This window comes from Herminiimonas sp. CN (assembly GCF_000622895.1).
Taxonomy (GTDB): domain Bacteria; phylum Pseudomonadota; class Gammaproteobacteria; order Burkholderiales; family Burkholderiaceae_D; genus AVCC01.
On the sequence record NZ_AVCC01000004.1, the window covers coordinates 20,760 to 45,377 of the forward strand.

Here is a 24,618-nt window from a genome sequence, read left to right on the forward strand (position 1 = left end):
TCGATAAACCGCATGAATCCAATGAAAATCGCCGTCGCCGGCGCATCCGGCCGCATGGGCCGGATGCTGATCGAAGCCATCCATAACGCCGACGACGCCATTCTGGCGGGCGCGCTCGACATCGCGCAGGCGCCCTCGATCGGCACCGATGCCGGCGCCTTTCTGGGCGCTGCCCAAGGCGTGCTGATCGAATCCGATCTGGCCAGCGGCCTGGCCGGGGCCGAATACCTGATCGACTTCACCCGCCCGGAAGGCACCCTCAAGCATCTCGAATATTGCGCCGCGCACGGCATCAAGATGATCATCGGCACCACCGGCTTCGATGAGGCCGGCAAGGCAGCGATTGCTGCAGCCGCAAAAAAAACCGCGATCATGTGCGCTCCCAACATGAGCATCGGCGTCAATGTGACGCTGAAGCTGCTCGAAATGGCGGCCAAAAGCTTTGCCGAAGGCTATGACATCGAAATCATCGAAGCGCATCACCGCCACAAGGTCGATGCACCGTCCGGCACCGCGCTGAAAATGGGCGAAGTCATTGCCGACGCGCTCGGGCGCAACCTGGATGAATGCGCGGTGTATGCGCGCGAAGGCATCACCGGCCCGCGCGATCCATCCTCGATCGGCTTTGCCACCATTCGCGGCGGCGACATCGTCGGCGACCATACGGTGCTGTTTGCCGGCATCGGCGAGCGCATCGAAATCAGCCACAAATCGTCCAGCCGCGTGACGTATGCGCACGGATCGTTGCGGGCCGCGCGCTTTCTGGCCGACAAGCCGAACGGCCTGTACGACATGCAGGACGTGCTCGGCCTGCGCTAGGCCGGACGTATATTCGCAGGCCGGTGCGGCCGCTGACTCCAGATGACTGCTCGCCGGAATCCACAGCGCAGCGCGGCGGTCGCGCTGCTGGGCGCCAGCGCCCTGCATCTGGCGCTGATCGCCTCGGCGGCAGTCTGGCTGGCGCCGTTGTTCCAATCCCACCGGCCTGATCCGGTGCTGATCGTCGCGCTGCATAGCGCGACCGTCAGCACGCCGGCGGCACCGCCGCATGCCGGCAGCCACGCGCTGCCACCGCCGGTCCGGCCGCAAAAACCGCAGCCCCGGCGGCTTGCCCCCGCTCGCAAGCCGGCTGCGCCGGCATCGAACCTGCCGCCCGCAACGCCGCCAAGCACGCCGGCTGCCGCGCCGCAGCAGCCGGTCGCGCAGCCCGACCCCGCCGTCCCGAGCCGCGCGCCGGAGGCAACGGCGGCTACCGCAAAAACCGGCGTTGCCATCCCTGCCGCCTATGCAGCCCACAATCGCAAGCCGGAATACCCGCTGATGTCGCGCCGCTTCAACGAGCAAGGCACCGCCGTGCTGCAGGTACTGGTCACGGCCGACGGCAGCGCCGGCGATGTGCAAATCGTTACATCCAGCGGCCATGCGCTGCTCGATCAATCCGCACTGACGGCAGTGCGCAACTGGCGCTTCGTTGCCGCTACCCAGGATGGAAAGGCGGTTTCCGAGTGGTATCAGATTTCCATTCCGTATACACTGCAGGATTAACCTTTCCTGATCCAATCACCCTACTCCGCCATGAATCAAACCCTCGGACTTGCCCACTACTGGTCGCAAGGCGACGCCGTCAGCCATGCGGCCGCCTACGCATTGCTGCTGATGTCGATTAGCAGCTGGTATTTCATCCTGTCCAAGGCGTGGAGCGCATGGCGCATCCGCAAGGCGGCCGTGGCGCTGGAAGGCTTCTGGAAAGCGCCGACGCTGCCCGACGCCATCAACGTGGTGCGCCAGCAGGACACGGAAAACATCTTCATTCCGCTGGTCACCCAAAGCGCCGAGGCCGCCAATCTGCACCAGCAGGCCGATACCGCCGCCTCGCTCAATACCGCCACCGACCCGGGCGAACTGATCACCCGCACCTTGCGCCAGGAAATCAACCGGGTTTCCTCGCGGCTGGAAAACGGCCTGACCCTGCTGGCCTCGGTCGGCTCCACCGCCCCTTTCATCGGCCTGTTCGGCACCGTGTGGGGGATTTACCATGCGCTGATCGCGGTATCGGCGGCCGGCACCATCCAGATCGACAAGATTGCCGGGCCGGTCGGCGAAGCGCTGATCATGACCGCGCTCGGGCTGGTGGTGGCGATTCCGGCGGTGCTGGCATATAACGCATTCACCCGCGTCAACCGGCTCACGCTGGCCGAACTCGACGCGTTTGCCCATGACCTGCACGCCTACCTGACCACCGGCGCCCGCGTCGGCAAATAAAACGCCATTTGGCACCTCTCACTCTGGAGCACACCATGTCTTTCGGCGGATTCAACGACAACCGGCACCAGGCCCCGATGGCAGAAATCAATGTCACGCCGATGGTGGACGTGATGCTGGTGCTGCTGGTGATTTTCATCCTCTCGGCGCCGCTGTTTACCCATGCGATCAAGCTCGACCTGCCGAGCGCGCAGTCGGCGGCGGCGCCCGAAAAACCGGAAACGATTTCGCTGTCGATCGATGCCGGCGGCGCCATTTTCTGGAACAACGACGCCATCGCGCAGGATGCGCTGCCGGCCAAGTTTGCCGCTGCAGCACAAAAGCAGCCGCAGCCAGAGCTGCAGCTGCGCGCCGACAAGGAAACCCGCTACGAAGTCATCGCCCAGGTCATGGCGGCAGCGCAAGGCAACGGCCTGTCCAAGCTCGGCTTCGTCACCGATACCAAGGCGGCAGCATCGGCGAAATAACATACTGGATAATGTATTTTTAAAGCACGCAATGAAATTGCGTGATAAACGCAAGATTTGTTGACATACTCCATTAAATACTATCGGCAGAAGGAGATGACGCGATGCCCACAGTCCGCCTGAACGGCGAAGCCATCACCAGTTGGGATGCTTTCCACGACGAAAGCCAGCGCCTGTTCGGCTTTCCCGAATTTTACGGCCGCAACATGAACGCCTGGGTCGATTGCCTGAGCTACCTGCGCGACGATGACGGCATGTCGACCTTCCGCCTGAAACCGGACGAAGTGCTGCGCATCGAAGTGCAGCAGGCCGAGCACATGCGCGCGCAGGCGCCTGAGATTCTCGACGATCTGGCGTTCTGCATCGAAGCGATCAACGACCGCTACGCCGATTACGGCGAAAAACCGGCGCTGGAACTGATCCTGCTCTGAGCGCCGACGCTATTGCGCGGGATTGAACCGGTATAATGCACGGCTCACAGCCACTTCAAGCCCGCTCCCGTCATGCAAGAAAAATACAGCCCCGCCGAGGTCGAACAAGCCGCCCAATCCCACTGGAAGGCGATCGACGCCTACAAAGCGGTCGAACACGACCCGCGCTTCCCGAAAGGCAAGTATTACGCCTGCTCGATGCTGCCCTACCCGTCCGGCAAGCTGCACATGGGCCATGTGCGCAACTACACGATCAATGACGTGATGTACCGCTATCTGCGCATGAACGGCTACAACGTGCTGATGCCGATGGGCTGGGATGCGTTCGGCATGCCGGCCGAAAACGCCGCGATGGCCAACAACGTGCCGCCGGCGCAATGGACCTACGCCAACATCGCCCACATGAGAGAGCAGATGGAATCGATGGGACTGGCGATCGACTGGTCGCGCGAAATGACCGCCTGCACGCCCGAATACTACAAATGGAACCAGTGGATGTTCCTGAAGATGCTGGAAAAAGGCATCATCTACCAGAAAACCGGCACCGTGAACTGGGACCCGGTCGACCAGACCGTGCTGGCCAACGAGCAGGTGGTCGACGGCCGCGGCTGGCGTTCCGGCGCGCTGATCGAAAAACGCGAAATTCCGATGTACTACGCGAAGATCACCGCGTATGCGGAGGAACTGCTGGAATACGTCGACCACAAGCTGCCCGGCTGGCCGGAGCGGGTGCGCCTGATGCAGGCCAACTGGATCGGCAAATCGACCGGCGTGCGCTTCGCCTTCCCGCATGAGATCCAAGACGCCGACGGCAAGCTGATCCAGGACGGCAAGCTGTGGGTGTTTACCACCCGCGCCGACACCATCAAGGGCGTGACTTTCTGCGCAGTAGCGCCGGAACACGCGCTGGCCGCCTTTGCCGCGGCCAGCAACCCGGAACTGGCCGAATTCATCGCCGAATGCAAGCTCGGCGGCGTGGCCGAGGCCGACATGGCGACGATGGAAAAGAAAGGCATGCCGACCGGCTTGCAAGTCAAGCATCCGTTGACCGGCAAGCTGATTGAGGTCTGGGTCGGCAATTACGTGCTGATCACCTACGGCGACGGCGCGGTGATGGGGGTGCCGGCGCACGACGAACGCGATTTCGCGTTTGCCAAAAAATACCTGCTGCCGATCCGGCAAGTCATTGCGGTCGACGGCAAGACCTTCTCGGACGAGGCCTGGCACGACTGGTACGGCGACAAGGAAGCCGGCCACTGCATCGATTCCGGCAAATACGACGGCTTGAAGTATCAGGACGCAGTCGATGCGATCGCCGCCGCCCTGGCCGCGCTGGCCTTGGGCGAAAAGAAAATCACCTACCGGCTGCGCGACTGGGGCATCTCGCGCCAGCGCTACTGGGGCACGCCGATCCCGATCATCCACTGCGCCGACTGCGGCGCGGTGCCGGTGCCGGAACAGGACCTGCCGGTGGTGTTGCCGGAAGACTGCGTGCCGGACGGCAGCGGCAACCCGCTCAACAAGCACGAGCAATTCCTGCACGTCGATTGCCCGCAATGCGGCAAGCCGGCGCGGCGCGAAACCGACACCATGGATACCTTCGTCGATTCGTCCTGGTATTACATGAAGTACACCTCGCCGGGCTCGGGCAACGCGATGGTCGACGCCCGCAACGATTACTGGATGCCGATGGACCAGTACATCGGCGGCATCGAGCATGCGGTGATGCATCTGCTGTACGCGCGCTTCTGGACCAAGGTGATGCGCGACTTCGGCCTGGTCAAGTTCGACGAACCGTTCGTCAACCTGCTCACGCAGGGCATGGTGCTCAATGAAACCTATTACCGCGAAGAAGAAAGCGGCAAGAAGACCTGGTACAACCCGGCGGACATCGCGCTGGAACTGGACGAGAAAGGCCGCCCGCTGGCCGCCAAACTGCAATCCGACGGTCAGCCGGTCGCCATCGGCGGCACCGAGAAGATGTCGAAGTCGAAAAACAACGGCATCGATCCGCAAGCCCAGATCGACCAGTACGGCGCCGATACCGCGCGCCTGTTTACGATGTTCGCCGCGCCGCCGGAGCAGACGCTGGAATGGTCGGGCACCGGGGTCGAAGGCGCCAACCGCTTCCTGCGCCGGGTGTGGGCTTTCGCCTATGCGCAAGCGGGCCGTGTCGCGGCTGCCGGCGCTGTAGACAACGCCAGCCTGGACAACGCGCAAAAAACACTGCGGCGCGAAATCCACAAGATCTTGCAGCAGGCCGATCACGACCTCAAGCGCATCCAGTACAACACCGTGGTCTCGGCCTGCATGAAAATGCTGAATACGCTGGAAGCCGCCAGGCTGACCGACAGCGCTGCGTCCAGCGCGGTCGTCGCCGAGGGCTTGTCGATCTTCCTGCGCGTGCTGTACCCGGTCGCGCCGCACATCACCCACACGCTGTGGCAGGAGCTCGGCTTTGCCGGTGCGCATGGCGACATCCTGAATGCGGCCTGGCCGCAGGTCGATCCGGCCGCGCTGGAACAGGCCGAAATCGAGCTGATGATCCAGGTCAACGGCAAGCTGCGCGGCAGCATTACGGTGGCCAAGGATGCCGACAAGGCGACCATTGAAACCGCCGCACTGGCCAATGAAAATGTCCAGCGCTACCTTGAAGGCGCGCCGAAAAAAATCATCGTGGTGCCGGGCAAGCTGGTCAACATTGTTGCCTAAGCTATTGCATAACTTCAACACCAACCGGAATTGCTCATGACGTCAGGCCGTCCTGCATTACTGAAGTACATTCTCGGCCTGCTGCTGGCCGCATTGCTGTCCGCCTGCGGCTTCCATTTGCGCGGCGCGGCCGACATGGCATTGCCTTTCAAGACGATATATCTCGGCTTTGCCGACACCTCGACCTTGGGTAACTCGCTCAAGCGCAATATCCGCGGTGCCGGCAGCACCGTCATCGTGACCGATGCCAGGGATGCGGAGGGCATCCTGGACGTGCTGTCGGAAACGCGCGAAAAATCCGTGCTGTCGCTCAACAACCAGGGTCGGGTACGCGAATACACGCTGGCTTACGCCTTCAGGTTCCGCGTCAGGGACGGCAAGAATAATGAGCTGCTGGCGCCGACCGAGATCCGGCTGACGCGCGACATGAACTACGACGACACGCAAACGCTGGCCAAGGAAGGCGAAGAGGCGATGCTGTACCGCGACATGCAGAACGATCTGGTGCAGCAAATCCTGCGCCGCATGTCCGCCATCCGCCCGCAGTAGGGGGCGCCGATGCAGCTGCGATCCGATGCACTGGATGCCCATTTGGCCAAACCGCTGGCGCCGCTGTACGTAATCAGCAGCGACGAGCACTTGCTAGCGCTGGAAGCGGCAGACAAGATCCGCAAGACGGCGCGCGCCCAGGGCTTCTCGGAACGCGAAGTGCTGACGGTGGAACGCAGCTTCAAGTGGGGCGAACTGCTGGCCGCCAGCCAGTCGCAATCGCTGTTCGGCGACCGGAAACTGATCGAGTTGCGGATTCCGACCGGCAAGCCGGGCAAGGACGGCGGCCAAGCGCTGCAGCAGTATGCTGCTGCCATGGGCGGGCAGGCCGGCGGCAAGGGCAGCGATAGCGTCACCCTCATCACGCTGCCGAAGCTCGACTGGGCCACCCAAAAAGCGGCCTGGGTCAGCGCCCTGCAGCAAGCCGCCGTGTATCTCGACATCCCCTTGGTCGAGCGCGCGCAACTGCCGGCCTGGATCGGCGTCCGGCTGGCGGCGCAACAGCAGAGCGCCGAGCGCCACAGCGTGGACTTCATCGCCGACCGGGTGGAAGGCAATCTGCTGGCCGCCCACCAGGAAATCCAGAAACTCGGCCTGCTGCATCCGCCGGGCAAACTGAGTTTCGAGCAAATCCAGGATGCGGTATTGAATGTGGCGCGCTATGACGTGTTCAAGCTCAACGAAGCGATGCTGGGCGGCGACGTGACGCGCCTGGTGCGCATGGTGGAAGGCCTGAAAGGCGAAGGCGAGGCGCTGCCGCTGGTATTGTGGGCCGTCAGCGAAGAAATCCGCACGCTGCTCAAGCTGCAGTCGGGCATCGAACAAGGCCGTGCACTGGGCCAGCTGCTCAAGGAATACCGGATCTGGGGCCCGCGCGAAAAACTGATGCAACCGGCGCTGCGCCGGCTGTCGCTGAAAACGCTGCAGGCCGCTCTGCAGGAAGCGGCGCAAGTCGATAAGATGATCAAGGGCTTGCGCGCCCCGGCCTTTTGCGGCGACGCCTGGGATGCGCTGCTGCAACTGGGCTTGAAAGTGGCGCGCGGCCATTAACGACAAAACGCATCGAAACAACACCCGCATCAAAAGAAGAAACCATGGACATCAAACACTACATGCACGACCTCGGCCAGAAGGCCCGGAGCGCTTCCCGCGCGATGGCGAAAGCCGACACTGCCGCCAAGAATCAGGTGCTGCTGACGATCGCCGGCGCGATCCGGCGCGATGCGGCGTTGCTGCGCGTCGCCAACGAACAGGATATGGCGGCGGCGCGCACCAGCGGCCTGACCGATGCGATGCTCGACCGCCTGAGCTTGTCTGACAAGGCGATTGCGACCATGGCCGCAGGGCTGGAGCAGATCGCCGCGCTGTCCGACCCGATCGGCGAAATCTCGAACCTGAAATACCGCCCGAGCGGAATCCAGGTCGGCCAGATGCGGGTGCCGCTGGGCGTGATCGGCATCATTTACGAGGCGCGCCCGAACGTCACGGTGGACGCGGCCGGCCTGTGCATCAAGAGCGGCAATGCGACCATCCTGCGCGGCGGCTCGGAAGCGATCCACTGCAACCAGGCGCTGGCAAAAATCGTCCAGGAAGGGCTGGCCGCCGCCGGGCTGCCGCAGGACGCGGTGCAGATCGTCGAAACCACCGACCGCGCCGCAGTGGGCGAACTGATCACCATGCCGGAATATGTGGACGTGATCGTGCCGCGCGGCGGCAAGGGCCTGATCGAGCGCCTGATGCGCGAATCCCGGGTGCCGATGATCAAGCATCTGGACGGCATCTGCCACGTCTACATCGACGACCGTGCCGATCTGGCCAAGGCGGCAGCGGTTGCCTTCAACGCCAAATGCCACCGCTACGGCACCTGCAACACGATGGAAACCCTGCTGGTGGCGCGCAGCGTCGCCGCCGAAGCGCTACCGCAACTGGCCGCGCTGTTCGCCGGCAAGCAGGTCGAATTGCGCGCCGATGCCGAAGCGCAGATCATTCTGGCCGGCTACCCGCACCTGGCCGCCGCCACCGAGGAAGACTGGCAGACCGAATACCTGGCGCCGATCCTGGCGGTGAAAATCGTCGGCGACATCGAGCAGGCGATCGACCACATCAACACCTACTCCTCCAGGCATACCGACGCCATCATTACCGAAGACTATTCGCGCGCGCTGCGCTTTCTGCGCGAAGTCGATTCGGCTTCGGTGATGGTGAATGCCTCGACCCGCTTCGCCGACGGCTTCGAATACGGGCTGGGAGCCGAAATCGGCATCTCGAACGACAAGCTGCACGCGCGCGGCCCGGTCGGGCTGGAAGGCCTGACCTCGCTGAAATACATCGTGCTCGGGCATGGGGAAATTCGTGAATAAGTGCCATGCAGACGGAGTGCCACCTTGCGAGGCGGCACCGTTACGCAGGCGCGGAACATGTTCCGCGAAATCCCTGCTCCACCATGGGGAAATTCGTGAATAAATTTGCCATGCAGACGGAGTGTTGCCTTGCAAGGCAACACCGTTGCGCAGGCGCGGGGCAATGCCCCGCGAAACCCCCGCTCCACCACGGCGAAGTGCGCCAATAAAATAGCTATCAGAAAGAAACCGCATGCTCTGGATCAAATCGCTGCACATCGTCTTCGTCGCCTCCTGGTTCGCCGGCCTGTTCTATCTGCCGCGCATCTTCGTCAACCTGGCGATGGAAAGCGAGCCGGTTGCGACCACCCGCCTGCTCATGATGGCGCGCAAGCTGTACCGTTTCATGACCGTTCTGGCCATTCCGGCAGTGGCTTTCGGCCTGTGGCTGTGGCTCGGTTACGGCATCGGCAAGGGCCCTGGCAATGGCTGGCTGCATGCCAAGCTGGTCGTGGTGCTGCTGATGCTGGGCTACCACCATGCGTGCGGCCTGATGCTGAAGAAGTTCGAGCTGGGGCGCAACACGCGCAGCCACACCTGGTTCCGCTGGTTCAATGAAATCCCGGTGCTCGCCTTGCTGGCGGCGGTCGTGCTGGTCGTTGTGAAACCGTTTTAAGCTTGAGTCGAACCCGTCATGACAAAAACCTGTGAATACTATTTCGCGCCGCAATCGCCGTGGGCTTATCTGGGCCATGCGCGGCTGGCGGCGCTGGCAGAACGGCACGGCGCGCACATCGAGGTCAAGCCGTGCGATCTCGGCAAGGTGTTTTCCCTCTCCGGCGGGCTGCCGCTGGCAAAGCGGGCGCCGCAGCGGCAGGCTTACCGGCTGCTCGAGTTGCAGCGCTGGAGCGATTATCTGCAACTGCCGCTGAATCTGCAGCCGCAGTTCTTTCCGGTGTCCGGCGATGCGGCCGCCAGACTGATCGTCGCCACCCAACTGGCGCACGGCAATGCGGCGGCAATGGCGTTGACCGGCGCGGTCATGCGCGCACTGTGGGCGGAAGAAAAAAACATCGCCGATGCCGACACGCTGGCGGCACTGGCCAATGACTGCAAGGGTTGCGAGTTGGACGGCAGGATGCTGCTGAAAACCGCCGAAACCGGCGCGGTGCAGAGCCAGTATGACCGTTACACCGACGACGCGCTGGCCGCCAATGTCTTCGGCTCGCCCTGGTATGTGGTCGACGGCGAAGGCTTCTGGGGCCAGGACCGGCTGGATTTCGTCGAGCGGGCATTATTGAAATAGGCAACGCACGCCGCAACTTCCTATCATCACTGCATCACAACGCAGCGCCAGCCATCGGGGTTGGCGCTGCGCCCGAATAATTTTGCAACATAACGGATAAAGGGTTCCCCCATGGCACATTCCTATTTTTGTCCTTGCCCGCGCGGCCTGGAAGCAGCACTGGCCGAAGAACTGCTGGAAATCGCTCAGCAATACACGCCGACGCTGAAAGTCCACAACCAGGTGCCCGGCGGCGTCCATTGCTCGGGCGAGCTGACCGACGCCTACCGGATCAACCTGCATTCGCGCATCGCCTCGCGCGTGCTGATGCGCATGGCGCACATCAGCTACCTGAATGAAAACCATATCTACGACCTGACGCTGGCGCAGGAATGGGAAGACTGGTTCAGCGTCGACCACACGATCCGGGTCGATGTCACCGCGATCAAGTCGCCGCTGAAGAGCCTCGAATTCACCACGCTGAAGATCAAGGATGCGATTTGCGACCGTTTCCGCGACCAGTTCGGCAAGCGGCCGTCGGTCGACACCCACAGCCCGGACATCCGCATCGTCGGCTTCCTCGATGCGCGCCATTTCACGCTGTATCTGGACACTTCCGGCGAAGCGCTGTTCAAGCGCGGCTGGCGGCTCGACACCGGCGACGCGCCGCTGCGCGAAAACCTGGCGGCAGGATTGTTGCGGGTGACAGGCTGGAAACCCGGCATTCCGCTGTTCGACCCGATGTGCGGCTCCGGCACCATCCTGGCCGAAGCCGCGCAAATGCTGGCCGACATCCCGCCCGGCGCCCGGCGCAGCTTCGCGTTCGAGAAGTTCCACGGCTTCGACAGCGCCGCCTGGCAAGCGATCAAGGGCAGCGTCAAGCCGCTGCCGCTGCCGGGCGCGCCGAGCATTTTCGGCAGCGACATCTCCGGCGACATGATCGCGATGACGCGCGAAAACCTGCGCCGCGCCGGCATCCTGTTCGAGCTGCCGCTCAAGCAGATCGAGGCGCAAGAAGTCAAGCCGCCGACCGAGATTCCCGGCATCCTGCTGACCAACCCGCCGTACGGCGAACGGATCGGCGTGCGCGGCGACAGCAGCGTCGAAGCCGATGACCTGACCCGCGCCTTTTACAGCGCATTCAGCACCACCCTGAAGCAACGCTTCGCCGGCTGGAAAGTGTTCCTGTTCTCGGCCGACCTGACGCTGCCGAAGATGCTGCGCCTGAAGGAAGCGCGCAAGACGCCGTTCTTCAACGGCGCGCTGGAATGCCGGCTGTTCCGCTTCGACATGGTGGCCGGCTTCAACCGGCGCGAAGAAGCCAAGCCCAGGGAAGATTGAGGCAGAACTTCTTGAGGCGGCGCTTTTTGCAGGCATTTTTGACCCGAAAATATACTGCATAGCGTATTTTTGAAGCGCCAATGAAATAGTGCAGAATGGCAGCAATATCTACTTATACCTCCGCACACATCATCAATGGGGCAATCGGCTCGGGAACCGTCCGATGCCGCCCCGCCGGAAGGAATCCCGACCATGCCATCCGAAACCAGCCCGTCTTCCAGCGCCCTCCGGGTCGCGCTGCCGGGTACCGGCGCGCTGGCATTGATGCTGGCCGCGCTGGCCATGCTCGGCCCGTTTTCGGTCGATACCTACCTGCCGGCCTTCCCCAGCATGCAGGCGGCGCTGCGGGCCAGCCCGATCGAGGTGCAGCAGACGCTGACCGCCTACATGTTCTCGTTCGCGGTCATGATCCTGTGGCATGGCGCGCTGTCGGACGCCTTCGGCCGGCGCAACCTCATCCTCGGCGCGCTGGCGGTGTTCGCGCTGGCTTCGCTCGGTTGCGCGGCCTCCCACAGCGTTCAATACCTGTGGGCGTTCCGCATTCTGCAGGGCATGTCGTCCGGCGCCGGAATCGTGATCGGCCGCGCGATCATCCGCGACCTGTATACCGGCGCGCCGGCGCAGCGCCTGCTGTCGCTGGTGACGATGATTTTCTCGATCGCGCCAGCCATTGCTCCGGTGATCGGCGGCTGGATCGTCCAGTTGCTGGACTGGCGCGCGATATTCCTATTCATGTTCTCCTACACTGCGCTGCTGCTGTGGTATTGCACCCGCCATTTGCCGGAATCGCTGCCGCCCGAAAGGCGGCAAGCGTTCAATCTGCGCTTCCTGTCGAATAGCTACCGCAAAGTTTTCCGTTCGCCGCTGTTTCATTGCAAGGCAGGCACGCTGGCCTTCAATTTTGCCGGTCTGTTTCTGTATGTTGCCGCTGCACCGGCATTTATTACCCGCCATCTCGGCCTGGGCACGCATCAATTTGGCTGGCAATTCATTCCGACCGTGGCGGGGATTTTTCTGGGCGCGCTGACTGCCAACCGGCTGGCCGGCCGCATCACCATCCCGCAGCAGGTTCTGGTCGGATTCGCATTCCTGGTCGGGGCCGGCCTGTTCAACGTGGCATACCATCTGTTCTTGCCGCCGGCATTGCCGTGGTCGGTGGCGCCGCTGATGTTCTATACCTTTGGCATGTCGATCGTCGCTCCCGGCGCCACTCTGATGGTGATGGATCTGTTCCCGGAGATTCGCGGCATCGTCGCTTCCTGCCAATCCTTCTTCCAAACCATGCTGGCTGCTTTGGTTGCCGGCGTGATCGCGCCGCTGCTCGACATTTCGGTACTCTGGCTGGCGCTCGGCCAGCTCGGTTTTGCCCTTGCCGGGCTCGGCTGCTGGCTGGCGGGCCGCACGTATCGCCGCAAGTCGGCGTACCCAAGCCTGAATGTATGAAAGCGGCCGCATCAAACAGGCGACCGATCATGAGTGGATCGCGATCCCTCGTTAGCCGAAAAACAGGTAAGCCACCGCCACCGCCGCGATAAAGCCGACCAGGTCGGCAAACAGTCCGCACTGCACCGCGTGGCGCGTGTGCTTAATGCCGACCGAGCCGAAGTACACCGCCAGCACATAGAACGTGGTTTCGGTGCTGCCCTGTATCACCGACACCAGGCGGCCGGCAAACGAATCGGCGCCCTGGGTTTTCATGGTGTCGATCATCATCCCGCGCGCGCCGCTGCCGGACAGGGTTTTCATCAGCGCGGTCGGCACGCCGTCGACGAAACGGGTATCCCAACCGGCCAGCGCAACCAGCGCCCGGATGCCATTCATCAGCAGATCGAGCGCGCCGCTGGCCCTGAGCACGGCAATCCCGACCAGCATCGCGACCAGGTACGGAATAATCCGCACCGCAGTGGCAAAGCCTTCCCTGGCACCGTCGATGAAGGCGTCATACACATTGACCCGCTTGAGCGCCGCGCCACCGATAAACACCACCACCAGCAACGACAGCAGGAAATTGCTGATCAGCGCAGATTGCGCCTGCATCTGTGCCGCGGACAAGCGCGCAAACCACAGCGTAATGCCGCCCACCAGCAGGCTGAGCCCGACCATGTAGGACAGGATCACGCGATCGAACAGATTGATCTTCTGCACCAGCGCCACCGCAATGAAGCCGAACAGGGTCGAAATATAGGTCGCGATCAGAATCGGAATGAAGACATCGGTCGGGTCGGCCGCACCGAGCTGGGCCCGATAGGCAAACACGGTGACCGGGAACAGCGTCACCGACGCGGTATTGATGACCAAAAACAGGATCTGCGCATTGCTGGCGGTATCCTTGCTCGGGTTCAGCGTCTGCAGTTCCTGCATCGCTTTCAGGCCCATCGGCGTGGCGGCATTGTCCAGCCCCAGCATATTGGCCGCAATATTCATCGTCATCGCGCCCAGCGCCGGATGATCGGGCGGAATGGCCGGGAAAATACGGGCGAACAAGGGATTCAGCATGCGCGCCAGCGCCGCCATGAAGCCGGCGTTTTCGCCGATTTTCATGATCCCGAGCCAGAGCGTCATCACGCCGGTCAGTCCGAGCGAAATTTCAAACGCCGACTTGGAACTGTCGAACATCGCCCTGACAATCGCGGCAAAAACATCAGCCTGTCCAAAAAACAGCGCCTGCACACACGCGGTCAGGAAGGCCACGATAAAAAAGCTGATCCAGATAAGATTGAGCATCGAGGCGGCTAGACTTTCATCGGCAAGATAACCATCTGCAAGCCGTCAAAATGCAGTCGTCTTTGAATCGCCAGTGCGGCCTGGTTATGCAATAAACGAGCGAACCAATTATCGTTTTCGAAAATCAGCTTGCTGGTAAAGAAGATCACGTTCGGGAATTGCGCATTGATCTGCTCGCACAGCTTGGTCACCTCATTGACCACGTCGGTACCGAAACCGAGGAAGGCAGACGACGCCATGCCGTGGCTATGGCAAAAATCGATAAAATACTGCAGGGTTGCATTCGCTTCGCTGCGCATCTGCTCCAGCGCGCCCTCGCCGCCGTACGCATGCGAATCCACCGTGCGTGCATTGACGAATATGAAATTCTTGAAATGCCCCGGAAACATGCGCTGCACCCACAGCAACGCATGCAAGCCGCCGCCGCGTGAACTGCCGACGATAAACACCGCCGTCTGATCTTCCGAGTTCGGAATTATCGGCCCGACATGCTTGCCGAACGGCTGATTCGCAAACACCTGATCTACCGATCGAATTGCGTTCTTTGTCTCTTGATAATGATTGCGGATATAGATGCACAGCGCTGCCATGGCCGCGATGATGACGGCGGTCGCCCAGCCGCCATCCGATATCTTTTCTATCAGAAGAACCACCAGGATGGAGGCGCAGATCAGGAAGCCCAGCAAGGAAAGCGCCATGCGCCGCCGCCATTGCCGGTGCTGCTTGCGACTTTGCCACCAATACAGACACAGGCCGAACAGCGAGATCGCGAAAGTCAGAAAAACCGAGATCGAATACAGCACGATCAGCAAGGTCACGCTGCCGCCGGTCCAGAACAGGATCGCCAGCGCCGCCAGGCCCATGACCAGGATGCCGTTTTGCGTCACCAGTCGGGTCGACAGGTAGCGGAATTTGTGCGGCACCCAGGAATCCGTCGCCATATTCGAAAGTACCGCCGGCCCACCCAAAAAACCGGTGTTCGCAGCCACAAACAACAGGCCGGCTTCGAATATCAGGACAATCAGGAGCACGATTTGATTGGCCCATGCACTGCCGAAGCCGATGCTGGCAATAATCGCCTTGAACGTCGAGGCATTCAGCGTCTGCCCCTCGACCGGCGCAGCATCCCACAGCAAGTACAGCAAAATGATGCCGCCAGCGGTAAATGCCAGCGACAAAGCCATGTAGAACATGGTTATCTTGCCGGTGCGCACGCGCGGCTCTGCCAAGATATTGACGTTGTTCGACACCGCTTCCAGTCCGGTATACGTGCCGCCGCCCTGCGAATACGCCAGCATCAGCATCGCTGCAACGCCAGTCCAGCCTATGCTTTTGGCCAGATCGGCGGTCTCGGCAAAAGTGTTCGGCAGCAGATCCGGCAATTTCGATGCATGTACCAGGATGCCATAAGCGATCAGCGCAAAATGGGTTGCAACAAAACCCAGAAAAACCGGCAGCAGGATTTTGATTGCCTCTTTCAAGCCGCGCAGATTCATTACAATCAGGATTCCGGTGCAAAGCACTTCGGCCCATAATTTGTAAGGCTGAAAACCCAACGGCAGCAGCGACGCCAGCGCTTCGACCCCGGCTGCAATCGAAATCGCCACGGTCAACACATAATCCAGAATCAGCGCGCATCCCGAAATCAAACCCATATAGGGTCCGACCAGTTTGGTAGCGACACGGTAACCGCCGCCGCCGGTCGGAAACAATTCAATCACCTGGTTATAGGCTAAAGCGATCACGAATACCGTAACCGCCGTTGCGATTGCCATGTACAAACCAAGATGCGTGTGGCTGCCCAGAGCGCGGAACGTTTCTTCCGGGCCATAAGCCGAGGACGACAAGCCATCGGCTCCCAGCCCGACCCATGCCAGAAAGGCGACCAAGGCCAGCGAATGCCGCGTTTCGCTTTTCATTGGATCGAGCGCCTTCCCCAACACCATTTCGCGAATTTTCTTAGATTTCATTTTATGGATACGCCCAGGCAAATTTCGCAGATCAAGGCCGCGATGATACGCTTTTGGGCTCGCGCATACCAATGCCAGCCGCATGAAATTGTTGCATATAAGGTGTGTATCGTACATAATTGCGGGATGCGTTGCCGGGATGGCGGAATTGGTAGACGCACGGGACTCAAAATCCCGCGCTGGAGACAGCGTGCCGGTTCGATTCCGGCTCCCGGCACCAACAAACATGCGGCTCTCAGAAATGAGTGCCGTTTTGTTTTGTTCCGCAATTACTGCTCTGTTCCGCAAAAATCCCAGTCCCGCACCCACCACGGCAATCACTTCACGTTCACCTCTTTCATCCTTTCGTTGAATTCCTGCATTTTTCTGGTGATTGCGTCGTTACTCTCCTTGATCTGGTCGCGCGATGCGTTTTCTGCCTCCAGTTGCTTGCGCTGGTTGCGCAGTAACTTGATTTGATTTTCGACCGCTTTCCCGTAGCCAATCATGCTCACATCAGGATTATTGTCGATATATTCCTGGATCGGCTGGCGATCCTCCAACCGGCCTTTGATCTCCTTATCATGCTCGTGCAGCTTCGTTGTATTGGCGTAGAACTTGTTGCTTGCTGAAAAGGCATTCTCTGAATCCCCATAGAAGCGACTGACCAGCGGGATTTTATGTGGCGGCAAGTCGTCGCCAGTTGCAATCGCCGTCACGGACTGGGCGGCCTTGTTCAATTCGCGGCCGACACCGCCAGTCACCTGCCCGAATAAATAGTCAATCTGGTCGGGCGTCGGACTGGCTTTACCGGCCACATATTCAGTGCCGCCGGAGAGATAGTTGATCGCCTCCGCAATCATCTTGGCAGGCGCGCTGGCCGTACTCTTAATGCGGGTATAGCCTGGCTCAAGTTTGTCAAAGGTCGGCTTAGAGATCGATTTCCCGGTCCAGTCCTTGTCGACGGCCAGGGCAACAAATGGTGCGGCCGGGGTTGGCGTGAAGCCTTGCACCGAAATCCCGCCGCCGCCGATCGGGTTGAATGCCTCCGTAATGACGCCCAGCAACCGAAGGACGTGATCAGTTGGCTTCTTGTAGCCGCCCAGCGCAAACTCGGCAGCAATACGGCCGATATTCGGAATCGCGTGATAGCCCAGCGGCATCGGGATGGTGACGTATTTCTTGCTCCCGATAGGAATAATTATGTTGCGCTCCCGAATGAACTCAGGCGGCTCGTCATCATCGAATCCGGCCAGTGACAGCATTACCGCCTGCATCGCTCCCCATGCAATGCCGCCGACGATGATCTTCTTGCCGGCGGACGTCAGGCGCGCGGTCTTGATATTTCCTCCATCCATCGTAAACAATGTTTGCGACAACCGCGCCGTTCCCTGCACCGCGGCATTGAAGAACATGTAAAGCGCGCCGATCTGCTGTGCCGATTGGCCTTTTCTGTTGAAATTGACCGTGATATTTTTGGCAATGCTGGCGGCGCGCTGCTTGCTTATACCTTGTTCGCGCGCCATCTTGTAGACTGACAGCCGGGTCGCGTTTTCCATCGACTCGTTATAGTCGGATAGCAAATCGAGCATCACCTTGCCGCCGCCCTGCAATTTCGCCATCGGCACTTTCAGAGCGCCGTTTGCAGTAAACATCTTGCCGGCGGTGCTTTCCATCCAGGCGGTCGGGTCCATTGCGGACTTGATCGCATCGGCGCGGTCGGCGCTGTTGGCGTACATATCGCGAAATCCCGTTGCGCCGCCCTCTGCCCGATATTCCTCCCACAGCCTGCCCATGTCAGAATCAATCGTCTTGCCTTTGCGATCAGCGCGGGTCGAGCGGCCAATTGCCACCAGTGCCGGGCCAATATTCTTCATCAACTTCAGGCGCTGGCCCGCTAAAGGCGTGCTAGACAGATTGAGCGTAGATTCGCCAATATCGCGCACCAGGTTGGTCGCGCCGAATACCGGGTTATATTGGGTGTTGATCGCAGCAAAGTAGCGGGTAATCTTCGCGGATACGCCCAGCAAGCCATTCAGCTGCGCCGTGTCCAGATTTTTCATGGACTTGGCCATGCGTAAAGCGCGCTCGTTCCGTTCGTTGAATACGATCGCACGCTCCTGAATTTCCCCTTTGGAATCCTTGATCTTTGCCACGACAACATTGTCTGCGCTCTTCCAGTTGCCATTGATGCTCATCTCAACGAGCCCAGTGGCTTCGTTGTAGCGCCGCTCCGGAACGGGCGCAAAGGTCCAGAAATCCGGGCTCGGATTCAGTTTGACCAAGCCGGCCAAGGCCACCGCCACGCGGTTCTTCTCGCCGCGCACAATCACCTTCTCCCGCTGCAGGGCGATGTTGGCCAGAATATTCACCACCGAGCGGGTCGATCCAGTGCGGTGCTTGACTTCCTTGCCCTTGATCGAGAATCCCTGTCCGATCCCCATGCCGGCGCCATCGTCTTCACGCATCAACGGTACGTAGTGCTTGAACATGTCGCCCCACTCCTTGACGGTACCGGCCGACTCCAGGCCGTAGGATGCGTACAGGCGCCGGGTTTCCGCCAAGATCGCGTCCACCTTCTCCGCCACGGCGGTCAGATGCCGGCGCTTGGAATCGGTCAGGCCGGCAAAATAGGCATCTGCATCCTTGTTTGTCATGCCGGAGCCGCCGTCCGGGATCTCGGGATTGCGCTCGGCGATCAGCGCATTGGCTTCTTTAGCATGGCGCGCATGCAGGTATTGGTCGATCTCATCCAGCGATAGCTGACGGGCAACAGCGTTTTTCAGCAGCGGCGTCAACTCTTTGTTGACGAACGCCTCGACGCGCGACGACGAGCGGCTATGAAACAGTTCTTCCTGCAGATAGGGGTCGTAGCTGTCGGCGATCTGACCGGATTCCTTGGTGATCGCCTGCACCGCGCGCCGCAGGTCGATGTGCTTGTCCTGCAACTTGTAGATGATGTTGTCGAGCCGGGTGTTTTCCGGCGCATCCCATGAAGCCCGGCTGCCGGCCTTGGCGCCTTCCAGTGGAAGGGATTGTTGCTTGGGAGTGATAATGGGCGCGGAGCGGTCGCCCAGCGCGCCGTCAGCGGTTAGGTCGCCGGTTCGGCTATAGAGGATTCCCTTAAGTTCGCCAGAGCCTTGATCCACGGTGGACACATGGTTGCGCAGCTGCCGGCTAAGATGTGCCAAGACTCCGAGGGGCTGCCGTCCGGATTGTCCGGCGCGTAATGGCTGTAGCAATGACTTGAGGAGAGCGTGTCGCGCAAGTGTATCGCCACCTGCATTTCCTGCTCTACCCAGCCCAGCTTTTGCCAATCCGCGTATATCTTTGCGCGTAAGGCGCGTTCCGTCGGCGCCAGTGAAACGTCCAGTGGATGCATCGTATTGAATTCCTCCATTTCCGCCTTGATTGTCAAGATTTTGGAGATTAACGTCAATCAATTTTTGGATATTGCCAAGGTGGTCGCCATATACCCAATCGAGCGGCGCAATGCCGGCGCTACGCTTGCCGCTGACTTGGTGCGGATGCGGTGCCAGGTGTTCCGTGGTCCCGAACTTCAGTGCCGACGATAGCATTTGCTCCGGTCGCCGGCGCAATGCCTCGTCCGTAATCCCGGCCGGGTCGCCTATGAACACCTTGCCGGTGTTGTGGGCATAGTTCGCCGCGATGTTGTACAGGGCTGCGCCGAAGCTGCCGCCCTCGCTCAGGAGTGACACGTCAATCCAGACATCGTCCTTGCCGTGCGCCTCTTCCGCATTTTTTCCGGGGCGATCGCTTTCGCGGTTCACCATCTCGCCGTCATTCAAGTTGAAGCCGTACAGGCTGCTGCCGTATTTATTGAACGGCCGCACCATCATGCGCGCCATCGTATCGTCCGGCAAATCGAATTGATAGCGCGTCTCGCCGGGAATGTTGGTGATCTTGCGCACCTTGATATCGGGCCGGATATCGTGCGTAATGCCTTCCACGGTGGTGCTGGGCGATGCCTTGAATTGGAATGCGTCACCAATTGAGGCAATGCTGCGCAAAATATCATCGTCCAGTGTGCCATCGGCGCGCGAGAACTGCGCCTCTTCTTCGTTGGCTTGGCCGCCCCTGTTCTGAACGTGTTCTGCCCACGTCTGCACCATGATCGCGCGCACCGCCGCCACATCCGACACCAATGCATGCAGATCGAAGTTGGTCCCGGCCAAGCTATCCACGATTCGAGTTGCTACCTGCATGAAACGATAGGCAACTTGCCGAAACAGATTGGCGTCGGCCTTCGCCAGATCGCCCCAAAACTGCGGGTCCATCCACATCGCACCGTTGATATCGGCCAGCACTTCGCTTTCAGCCGTCCGGACTGACACGTCCTGGCCGCCACTACGGGCCTGCTCCCAGTCGCTGCGATTAGCGACCGTATCTTTCAGCAGATACTGATTAATTTGCTGGCGCAACCGCTCTCCCATTGCTGGATCGCTCTGCTCCATCGCGTGCAGCGTTTCATGGCCGGCAATCGCCAGCGCCGGACTGCGCAAGCTACTCGAAATGTAGGCGGTGCCTTTGTAGCTGACGCCTTCGAACGTTGTGTTGCCGGTGACGAAATGCACATCGATGCCGAATGCCTTGCCAATTCGCTTGGCTAGGGCATGTTCGGCGGTCGGCGCCGTCTTCAGCGCCTGCACCGGCTCCACGCCTGATTTTTCGAGCGCGACGTTCAGCTTTGCCACTGCCTTCCTTGATTTGGCCAACTCATGCTCATTCAGCTTTGGCGACGACTGCTGGCCAACCCGCTCCGGAACGGAAGGAGTTTCTGGCAGAGTTTCGCGGAAATAGGCGGCATCGGCTAACGGCGAATTCAGGCCGAATACTTTATTTTTTGCGCCAATCGCCCCGGCAGCAACCAGCGCGTCGCGGATTTGCGTCGGCGTCGCGTCGGGCGCAACGGTTACGTCCTCGCCGGTTTCAAAGTTTTGCGCCGGGTATTTGCCGATGTGCACCACGCCGTCTTTGACCATAACCGGCTCGGCAGATGTTGGCGTGCGGCCAACGGATATCCCTTTACGCGCGGCATCTACCCGGGATGCCTTGGCTTCCCCCTCGGTTTTTGGCTTGGATTTTTGTGTGGCATTGACTCCATCCGAATCCAATGCCTTCGGAGTATTCGTCGCCGGCTGGCTAAAAATATCCCCCTGCCCTGCAAGGCTATCGTCGGCACTCTGCCCCAACTGGAAATTATCCGAGCTGGCATCTTGGCGTGATGCTATTTCCTTCTGGATTCCGGCCTGCCGCTCGGCTTCGGCAAGCTTGCGCTCATTGGCCTGGGTGTCGGCCCGCTGCTTTTCCTGTGCGACTACTTGGGCGCGGCCTTCGGCTGCAGTTTCTCCTTGGAGTTTGGTTGGCTGCTCGGCCTGCTTCTCCGTCTTGGGAACCGCCACCGGCTGTTCAGGGTCGGCAGCGGGCGCCGCGCGCTCAACTGGCCCGGCGCGCAGCTCACGTTCGCCCGGAATGGTACGATGCATGCGCGGCCCTTCGCCAGTCGGCACCCACTGGCCGTCTTCCTGCTTGACGTGCTCGACCGTGACGCTGAACCCTTCACCTTGGCCGTTGCTTGGCGTGTACGAGATAACGCGATCGTGACCGTAATAGCCCTTCACCACGTTGCCCGGCGTGAAGTAGTCGGCCATCTGGCGCGCGTGTTCTTTCTGGCGGGCTTTGCCGGTCAGCTTCGGTGCGGGGTATTGCGCCTTCGCTTGGCGCTCGGTCGTTGGTTTCGCAAACGGCTTTTTCGTGTTACCCGATTTCAGCCAGTCCTTGAATCCCTGCATAGACGTTTCCGTGATGGCCTTGCCTCCGGTCCAGCCCTTATCATAATTAGCCTGGTATGCGGCCTGCGCCTGCTCCTTGCCATCAAAGCCGAGCATGACTTTATGTTCATCTGGCTTGCCAGTGACTGGATCAACCTGATCCACCACGAACACCTTGTCGCTATCGTGATTGGTGCCGATGAAGGTGTCGATGTGGTCTTTGTCCATCCCGACGGTACCCTTGATGTAGCCGTAGTGGTGGCGCATCTCGGTTTCCCATACCAAGCCGTCTTTGCCGGTACCGCTACGCGTGGAACCGGCTGGGTTTTCAATGGAAATGTCCAGTCCATGAAGGTTGATTTTTCCAACCTTATAGTTACCAGCCTCTTTTTGTTTATCTGTTGGCTGAGCCGCATCATTCAAGGGAGACGTAGCCGCTTCATGCGCAGCGACATCAAGCGCGGTTGGCGTGTCGATGACGGGCGCCGATTCTGTCTGAATGGTCTTAGCTGCCTCCCGCCGCGCCTTCGCTTCCTTCTCAGTCTTTGGCTTGGCCTCAATCTTTGCCTGCGCTGCGGCAAGTTGATCTGCAACCTCCTTAGCCGCCGCGCCGTGCGCCGCATTCAATTCTTGCCGGACTGCAGTCAGATTGTGCTCGGCAGCCTGCGCCGCCACCTCGTCACCAGATATAGCCGCGTCCTTGTAGTTGGCGATGGCTTGGGCGTGCTGTCCTGTCAGATCAGCGTGGGTCGCGCTTGCTGGCACCGCTTGCTGATTTTGTGCGAGTGCATTGGCGGCCTGCTTCCTGCTTTGGATCGATTCTTTTTCAGTCCGAGGCGGAACGATGGGAGCTTCCGTCGCCAGTGCCGGCGGCATGGTCGCCTCATCGTCCAGCAGGTGTGCAGCATCGATCGCATCGCTTTCTGCCTGCGCAACTGGCGCTGGCGAAACAATCAGCGCTTCCGTTTGCGTCGGCGCTTCCACGCTTGCAGCCTCTACCTGTTCAGCAGCTGGCGCGATATCCGGCGTTGGCGCAATCTGTTGTGCCTCGACTGGATCGTCGGCAAACGTCGACTCAGCGCGCTCCCCGAGCTGGGGCGCATGACTCTCATGCTGCCCACCCCCCAACCCCGCCCCCATGGCGGCTCCCGTAACCAGCCCCATCGCAGCGGCGTTACCCACGCCTTTTCCTGCGGGGTCGCCCATCGCCAGATTCGTAAAAACCTGCTCTTGCGCCGACTGCGGCATTTCTTCCAGAACACCTTCGCTGAATGCGGATTTTGCAATGCGCGCCGGCAAATTGCCTGTGATGCCGCCGGCGCCACTCCCGCCCGCTAGCCGCGCGGCAATCGCTGTTTCCGCATCGCCCATCAGCTTCCCGGCCCCACGTCCGATCAGCGCAGTGCCAGTGCCAGCGGCAACCGCGGGCAATGCATAATCAGAATAGCCGCGCCCCGCTTGCTGCGCCTGGTCGGCGATCTGTCCAGCGGTTTGCGCACCCTCGGCACCAGAGCCCGTCCACATCAGCTTACCGGTGGCTTGCTCGATGGCCTTCTTTGCCGCCACTGAACCGGCCTGCTTCCCGGCCTCGGTCGCCAAGCCGCCCAGCGGCTCTGCTGCCGCAAGCGCCGCCTTCGCGCCGATCGCTTTGGCAACTCCCATGGTGACGGCCGTTCCGCCGATCATGCCCGGCAGCGATTTGGCAACGCCCCCGGCAATCGCGCGCGGATTCTGGACCGCCGCCAGAATCGTATCGACAAAGCCTTCCGCGTTCTGCGTCTTGGCATCAGACGCCTTCTGCGCATCACTCAGGTATTCTCCCAGTGCCGCATTGGTCGCTTCCGGATCATAGCCAATGGCGCGCATGCCTTTGCCGACTGCGCCGCCCGTCGCCAGGCTGCCCAGGCCGACCACCGACTGGCCGAGATCAACCACGCCCTGGGCGAGCTTGATACCGATATCGCCCGCCGTGCGCAGCGCACCCGCTTGTGGCGGCTCTTTTTTCTTGGATGGCGCCATGAACTGTTCGAACAGCGCATCGCGCTCGCCGCCAACGTGCGGCGCAACCCAGTGGTCAAAGTACGCTTTCTTGGTGTAGGCCTTGTCCTCGTCGCTCAGGCGCTGGAATTCAGGCTTGGCTTCAACCTCAGTCCACATCGGAGCCTTACTTGGATCGGCAACCGCGACCGCCTTCGCAGGCTCCGCAGCCTGCGCCGCAGTTGATCCCGAGAGTCGCCCCAGGATATCGTTGACATAGGACGATACGCGCTTGCCGTTGCCGTCGGCGGCGTCATTGCGCCATGCCCTGCCTTTCCCAACGGTCATGTTTCCGGCCCCGGAGAAATAACCGGTCGCCATCCTGGCCGGGTCGTCGCCCGACTTGGTACCCAAGTCCTTGACGATGCGCGCCATCACGGCCAGGTTGTGGTCAGGGTTATCGATCGTCTCTCCGGGCCTGGCGTATTGCTTGAACGTGCCCGGCATTACCTGCCCTGCGCCGCGCGCGCCGTCTATGCTGGTTACTGCGTTCTTGCCATTGTTCGACTCTTGGCCCAGCAATGCACCCATGACCTGGCGCTGTACCGGCGACAAACCCTCGCGCTGGGCTATTCCATCTATGGCAGAGACATCAATGGCGGTGGTGGTTTTTGATGTCGCCGCCGGTTTTTCCTGAAACAAAAAACTGGAATTGCCCGGCTGGTCTTGGATGTCGCGGAGAAGGCTGCCGAAGTTCGAATCCATGTGCTGCGCCTCAAATAATGGTCTG

16 protein-coding genes and 1 tRNA gene are annotated in these 24,618 nt (G+C 60.8%); 14 read left to right on the forward strand and 3 right to left on the reverse strand.

The window, feature by feature from the left end; translation table 11 throughout:
* The first annotated feature begins 12 nt into the window (after positions 1-12).
* The 13 genes from dapB (at position 13) to HMCN_RS0101875 (ending at position 12,829) form a co-directional block, all read left to right on the forward strand.
* Complete coding sequence (dapB, locus tag HMCN_RS0101815; protein ID WP_025915767.1) at positions 13-819, forward strand: 4-hydroxy-tetrahydrodipicolinate reductase; 807 nt, start codon at positions 13-15, stop codon at positions 817-819.
* A 42-nt stretch (positions 820-861) separates the two neighbouring features.
* On the forward strand, positions 862-1,545 hold the full coding sequence (locus HMCN_RS18120; protein WP_025915768.1) for an energy transducer TonB: 684 nt from the start codon (positions 862-864) through the stop codon (positions 1,543-1,545).
* A gap of 30 nt (positions 1,546-1,575) precedes the next feature.
* Positions 1,576-2,262, forward strand: coding sequence for a MotA/TolQ/ExbB proton channel family protein (locus tag HMCN_RS0101825; protein ID WP_025915769.1), 687 nt, complete (start codon positions 1,576-1,578; stop codon positions 2,260-2,262).
* A gap of 35 nt (positions 2,263-2,297) precedes the next feature.
* Positions 2,298-2,729: a biopolymer transporter ExbD gene (locus HMCN_RS0101830; RefSeq protein ID WP_025915770.1), complete on the forward strand. Its 432-nt coding sequence runs from the start codon at positions 2,298-2,300 to the stop codon at positions 2,727-2,729.
* Between the two features lie 104 nt (positions 2,730-2,833).
* The gene (locus HMCN_RS0101835) at positions 2,834-3,160 is read left to right on the forward strand and encodes a barstar family protein (protein ID WP_025915771.1); all 327 of its coding nucleotides are present in this window, start codon (positions 2,834-2,836) and stop codon (positions 3,158-3,160) included.
* A 72-nt stretch (positions 3,161-3,232) separates the two neighbouring features.
* Entirely contained in the window at positions 3,233-5,872 is a 2,640-nt protein-coding gene (gene leuS / locus HMCN_RS0101840; protein ID WP_025915772.1) for a leucine--tRNA ligase, read from the forward strand.
* Between the two features lie 36 nt (positions 5,873-5,908).
* On the forward strand, positions 5,909-6,421 hold the full coding sequence (lptE, locus tag HMCN_RS0101845) for an LPS assembly lipoprotein LptE (protein WP_025915773.1): 513 nt from the start codon (positions 5,909-5,911) through the stop codon (positions 6,419-6,421).
* Between the two features lie 9 nt (positions 6,422-6,430).
* Positions 6,431-7,471, forward strand: a complete 1,041-nt coding sequence (holA, locus tag HMCN_RS0101850) for a DNA polymerase III subunit delta (RefSeq protein ID WP_025915774.1) — start codon at positions 6,431-6,433, stop codon at positions 7,469-7,471.
* Between the two features lie 44 nt (positions 7,472-7,515).
* Entirely contained in the window at positions 7,516-8,781 is a 1,266-nt protein-coding gene (locus HMCN_RS0101855) for a glutamate-5-semialdehyde dehydrogenase (protein ID WP_025915775.1), read from the forward strand.
* Between the two features lie 232 nt (positions 8,782-9,013).
* On the forward strand, positions 9,014-9,436 hold the full coding sequence (locus HMCN_RS0101860) for a CopD family protein (protein WP_025915776.1): 423 nt from the start codon (positions 9,014-9,016) through the stop codon (positions 9,434-9,436).
* Between the two features lie 18 nt (positions 9,437-9,454).
* Positions 9,455-10,066, forward strand: a complete 612-nt coding sequence (locus tag HMCN_RS0101865; RefSeq protein ID WP_025915777.1) for a 2-hydroxychromene-2-carboxylate isomerase — start codon at positions 9,455-9,457, stop codon at positions 10,064-10,066.
* A gap of 111 nt (positions 10,067-10,177) precedes the next feature.
* Positions 10,178-11,386 (forward strand): class I SAM-dependent RNA methyltransferase, encoded by a 1,209-nt coding sequence (locus tag HMCN_RS0101870; protein WP_051566686.1) that lies wholly within the window; start codon positions 10,178-10,180, stop codon positions 11,384-11,386.
* 192 nt (positions 11,387-11,578) lie between these two features.
* A complete protein-coding gene (locus HMCN_RS0101875) occupies positions 11,579-12,829 on the forward strand; it encodes a multidrug effflux MFS transporter (RefSeq protein ID WP_025915779.1) in 1,251 nt (416 codons plus the stop codon).
* Between the two features lie 51 nt (positions 12,830-12,880).
* Here the strand turns inward: HMCN_RS0101875 and HMCN_RS0101880 are convergent, their stop codons facing one another.
* Both HMCN_RS0101880 and HMCN_RS0101885 read right to left on the reverse strand, forming a co-directional pair.
* Positions 12,881-14,110, reverse strand: a complete 1,230-nt coding sequence (locus HMCN_RS0101880) for a nucleoside recognition domain-containing protein (protein WP_025915780.1) — start codon at positions 14,108-14,110, stop codon at positions 12,881-12,883.
* Between the two features lie 8 nt (positions 14,111-14,118).
* A complete protein-coding gene (locus HMCN_RS0101885) occupies positions 14,119-16,080 on the reverse strand; it encodes an APC family permease (RefSeq protein ID WP_025915781.1) in 1,962 nt (653 codons plus the stop codon).
* A 133-nt stretch (positions 16,081-16,213) separates the two neighbouring features.
* Between HMCN_RS0101885 and HMCN_RS0101890 the strand changes: the two genes are divergently transcribed.
* Positions 16,214-16,300: transfer RNA gene (locus HMCN_RS0101890), tRNA-Leu, on the forward strand.
* 97 nt (positions 16,301-16,397) lie between these two features.
* Here the strand turns inward: HMCN_RS0101890 and HMCN_RS0101895 are convergent.
* Positions 16,398-24,593 carry an LPD38 domain-containing protein gene (locus tag HMCN_RS0101895; RefSeq protein WP_025915782.1) on the reverse strand — a complete coding sequence of 2,732 codons (8,196 nt, stop codon included), beginning with the start codon at positions 24,591-24,593 and terminating at the stop codon, positions 16,398-16,400.
* Positions 24,594-24,618 lie beyond the last annotated feature (25 nt).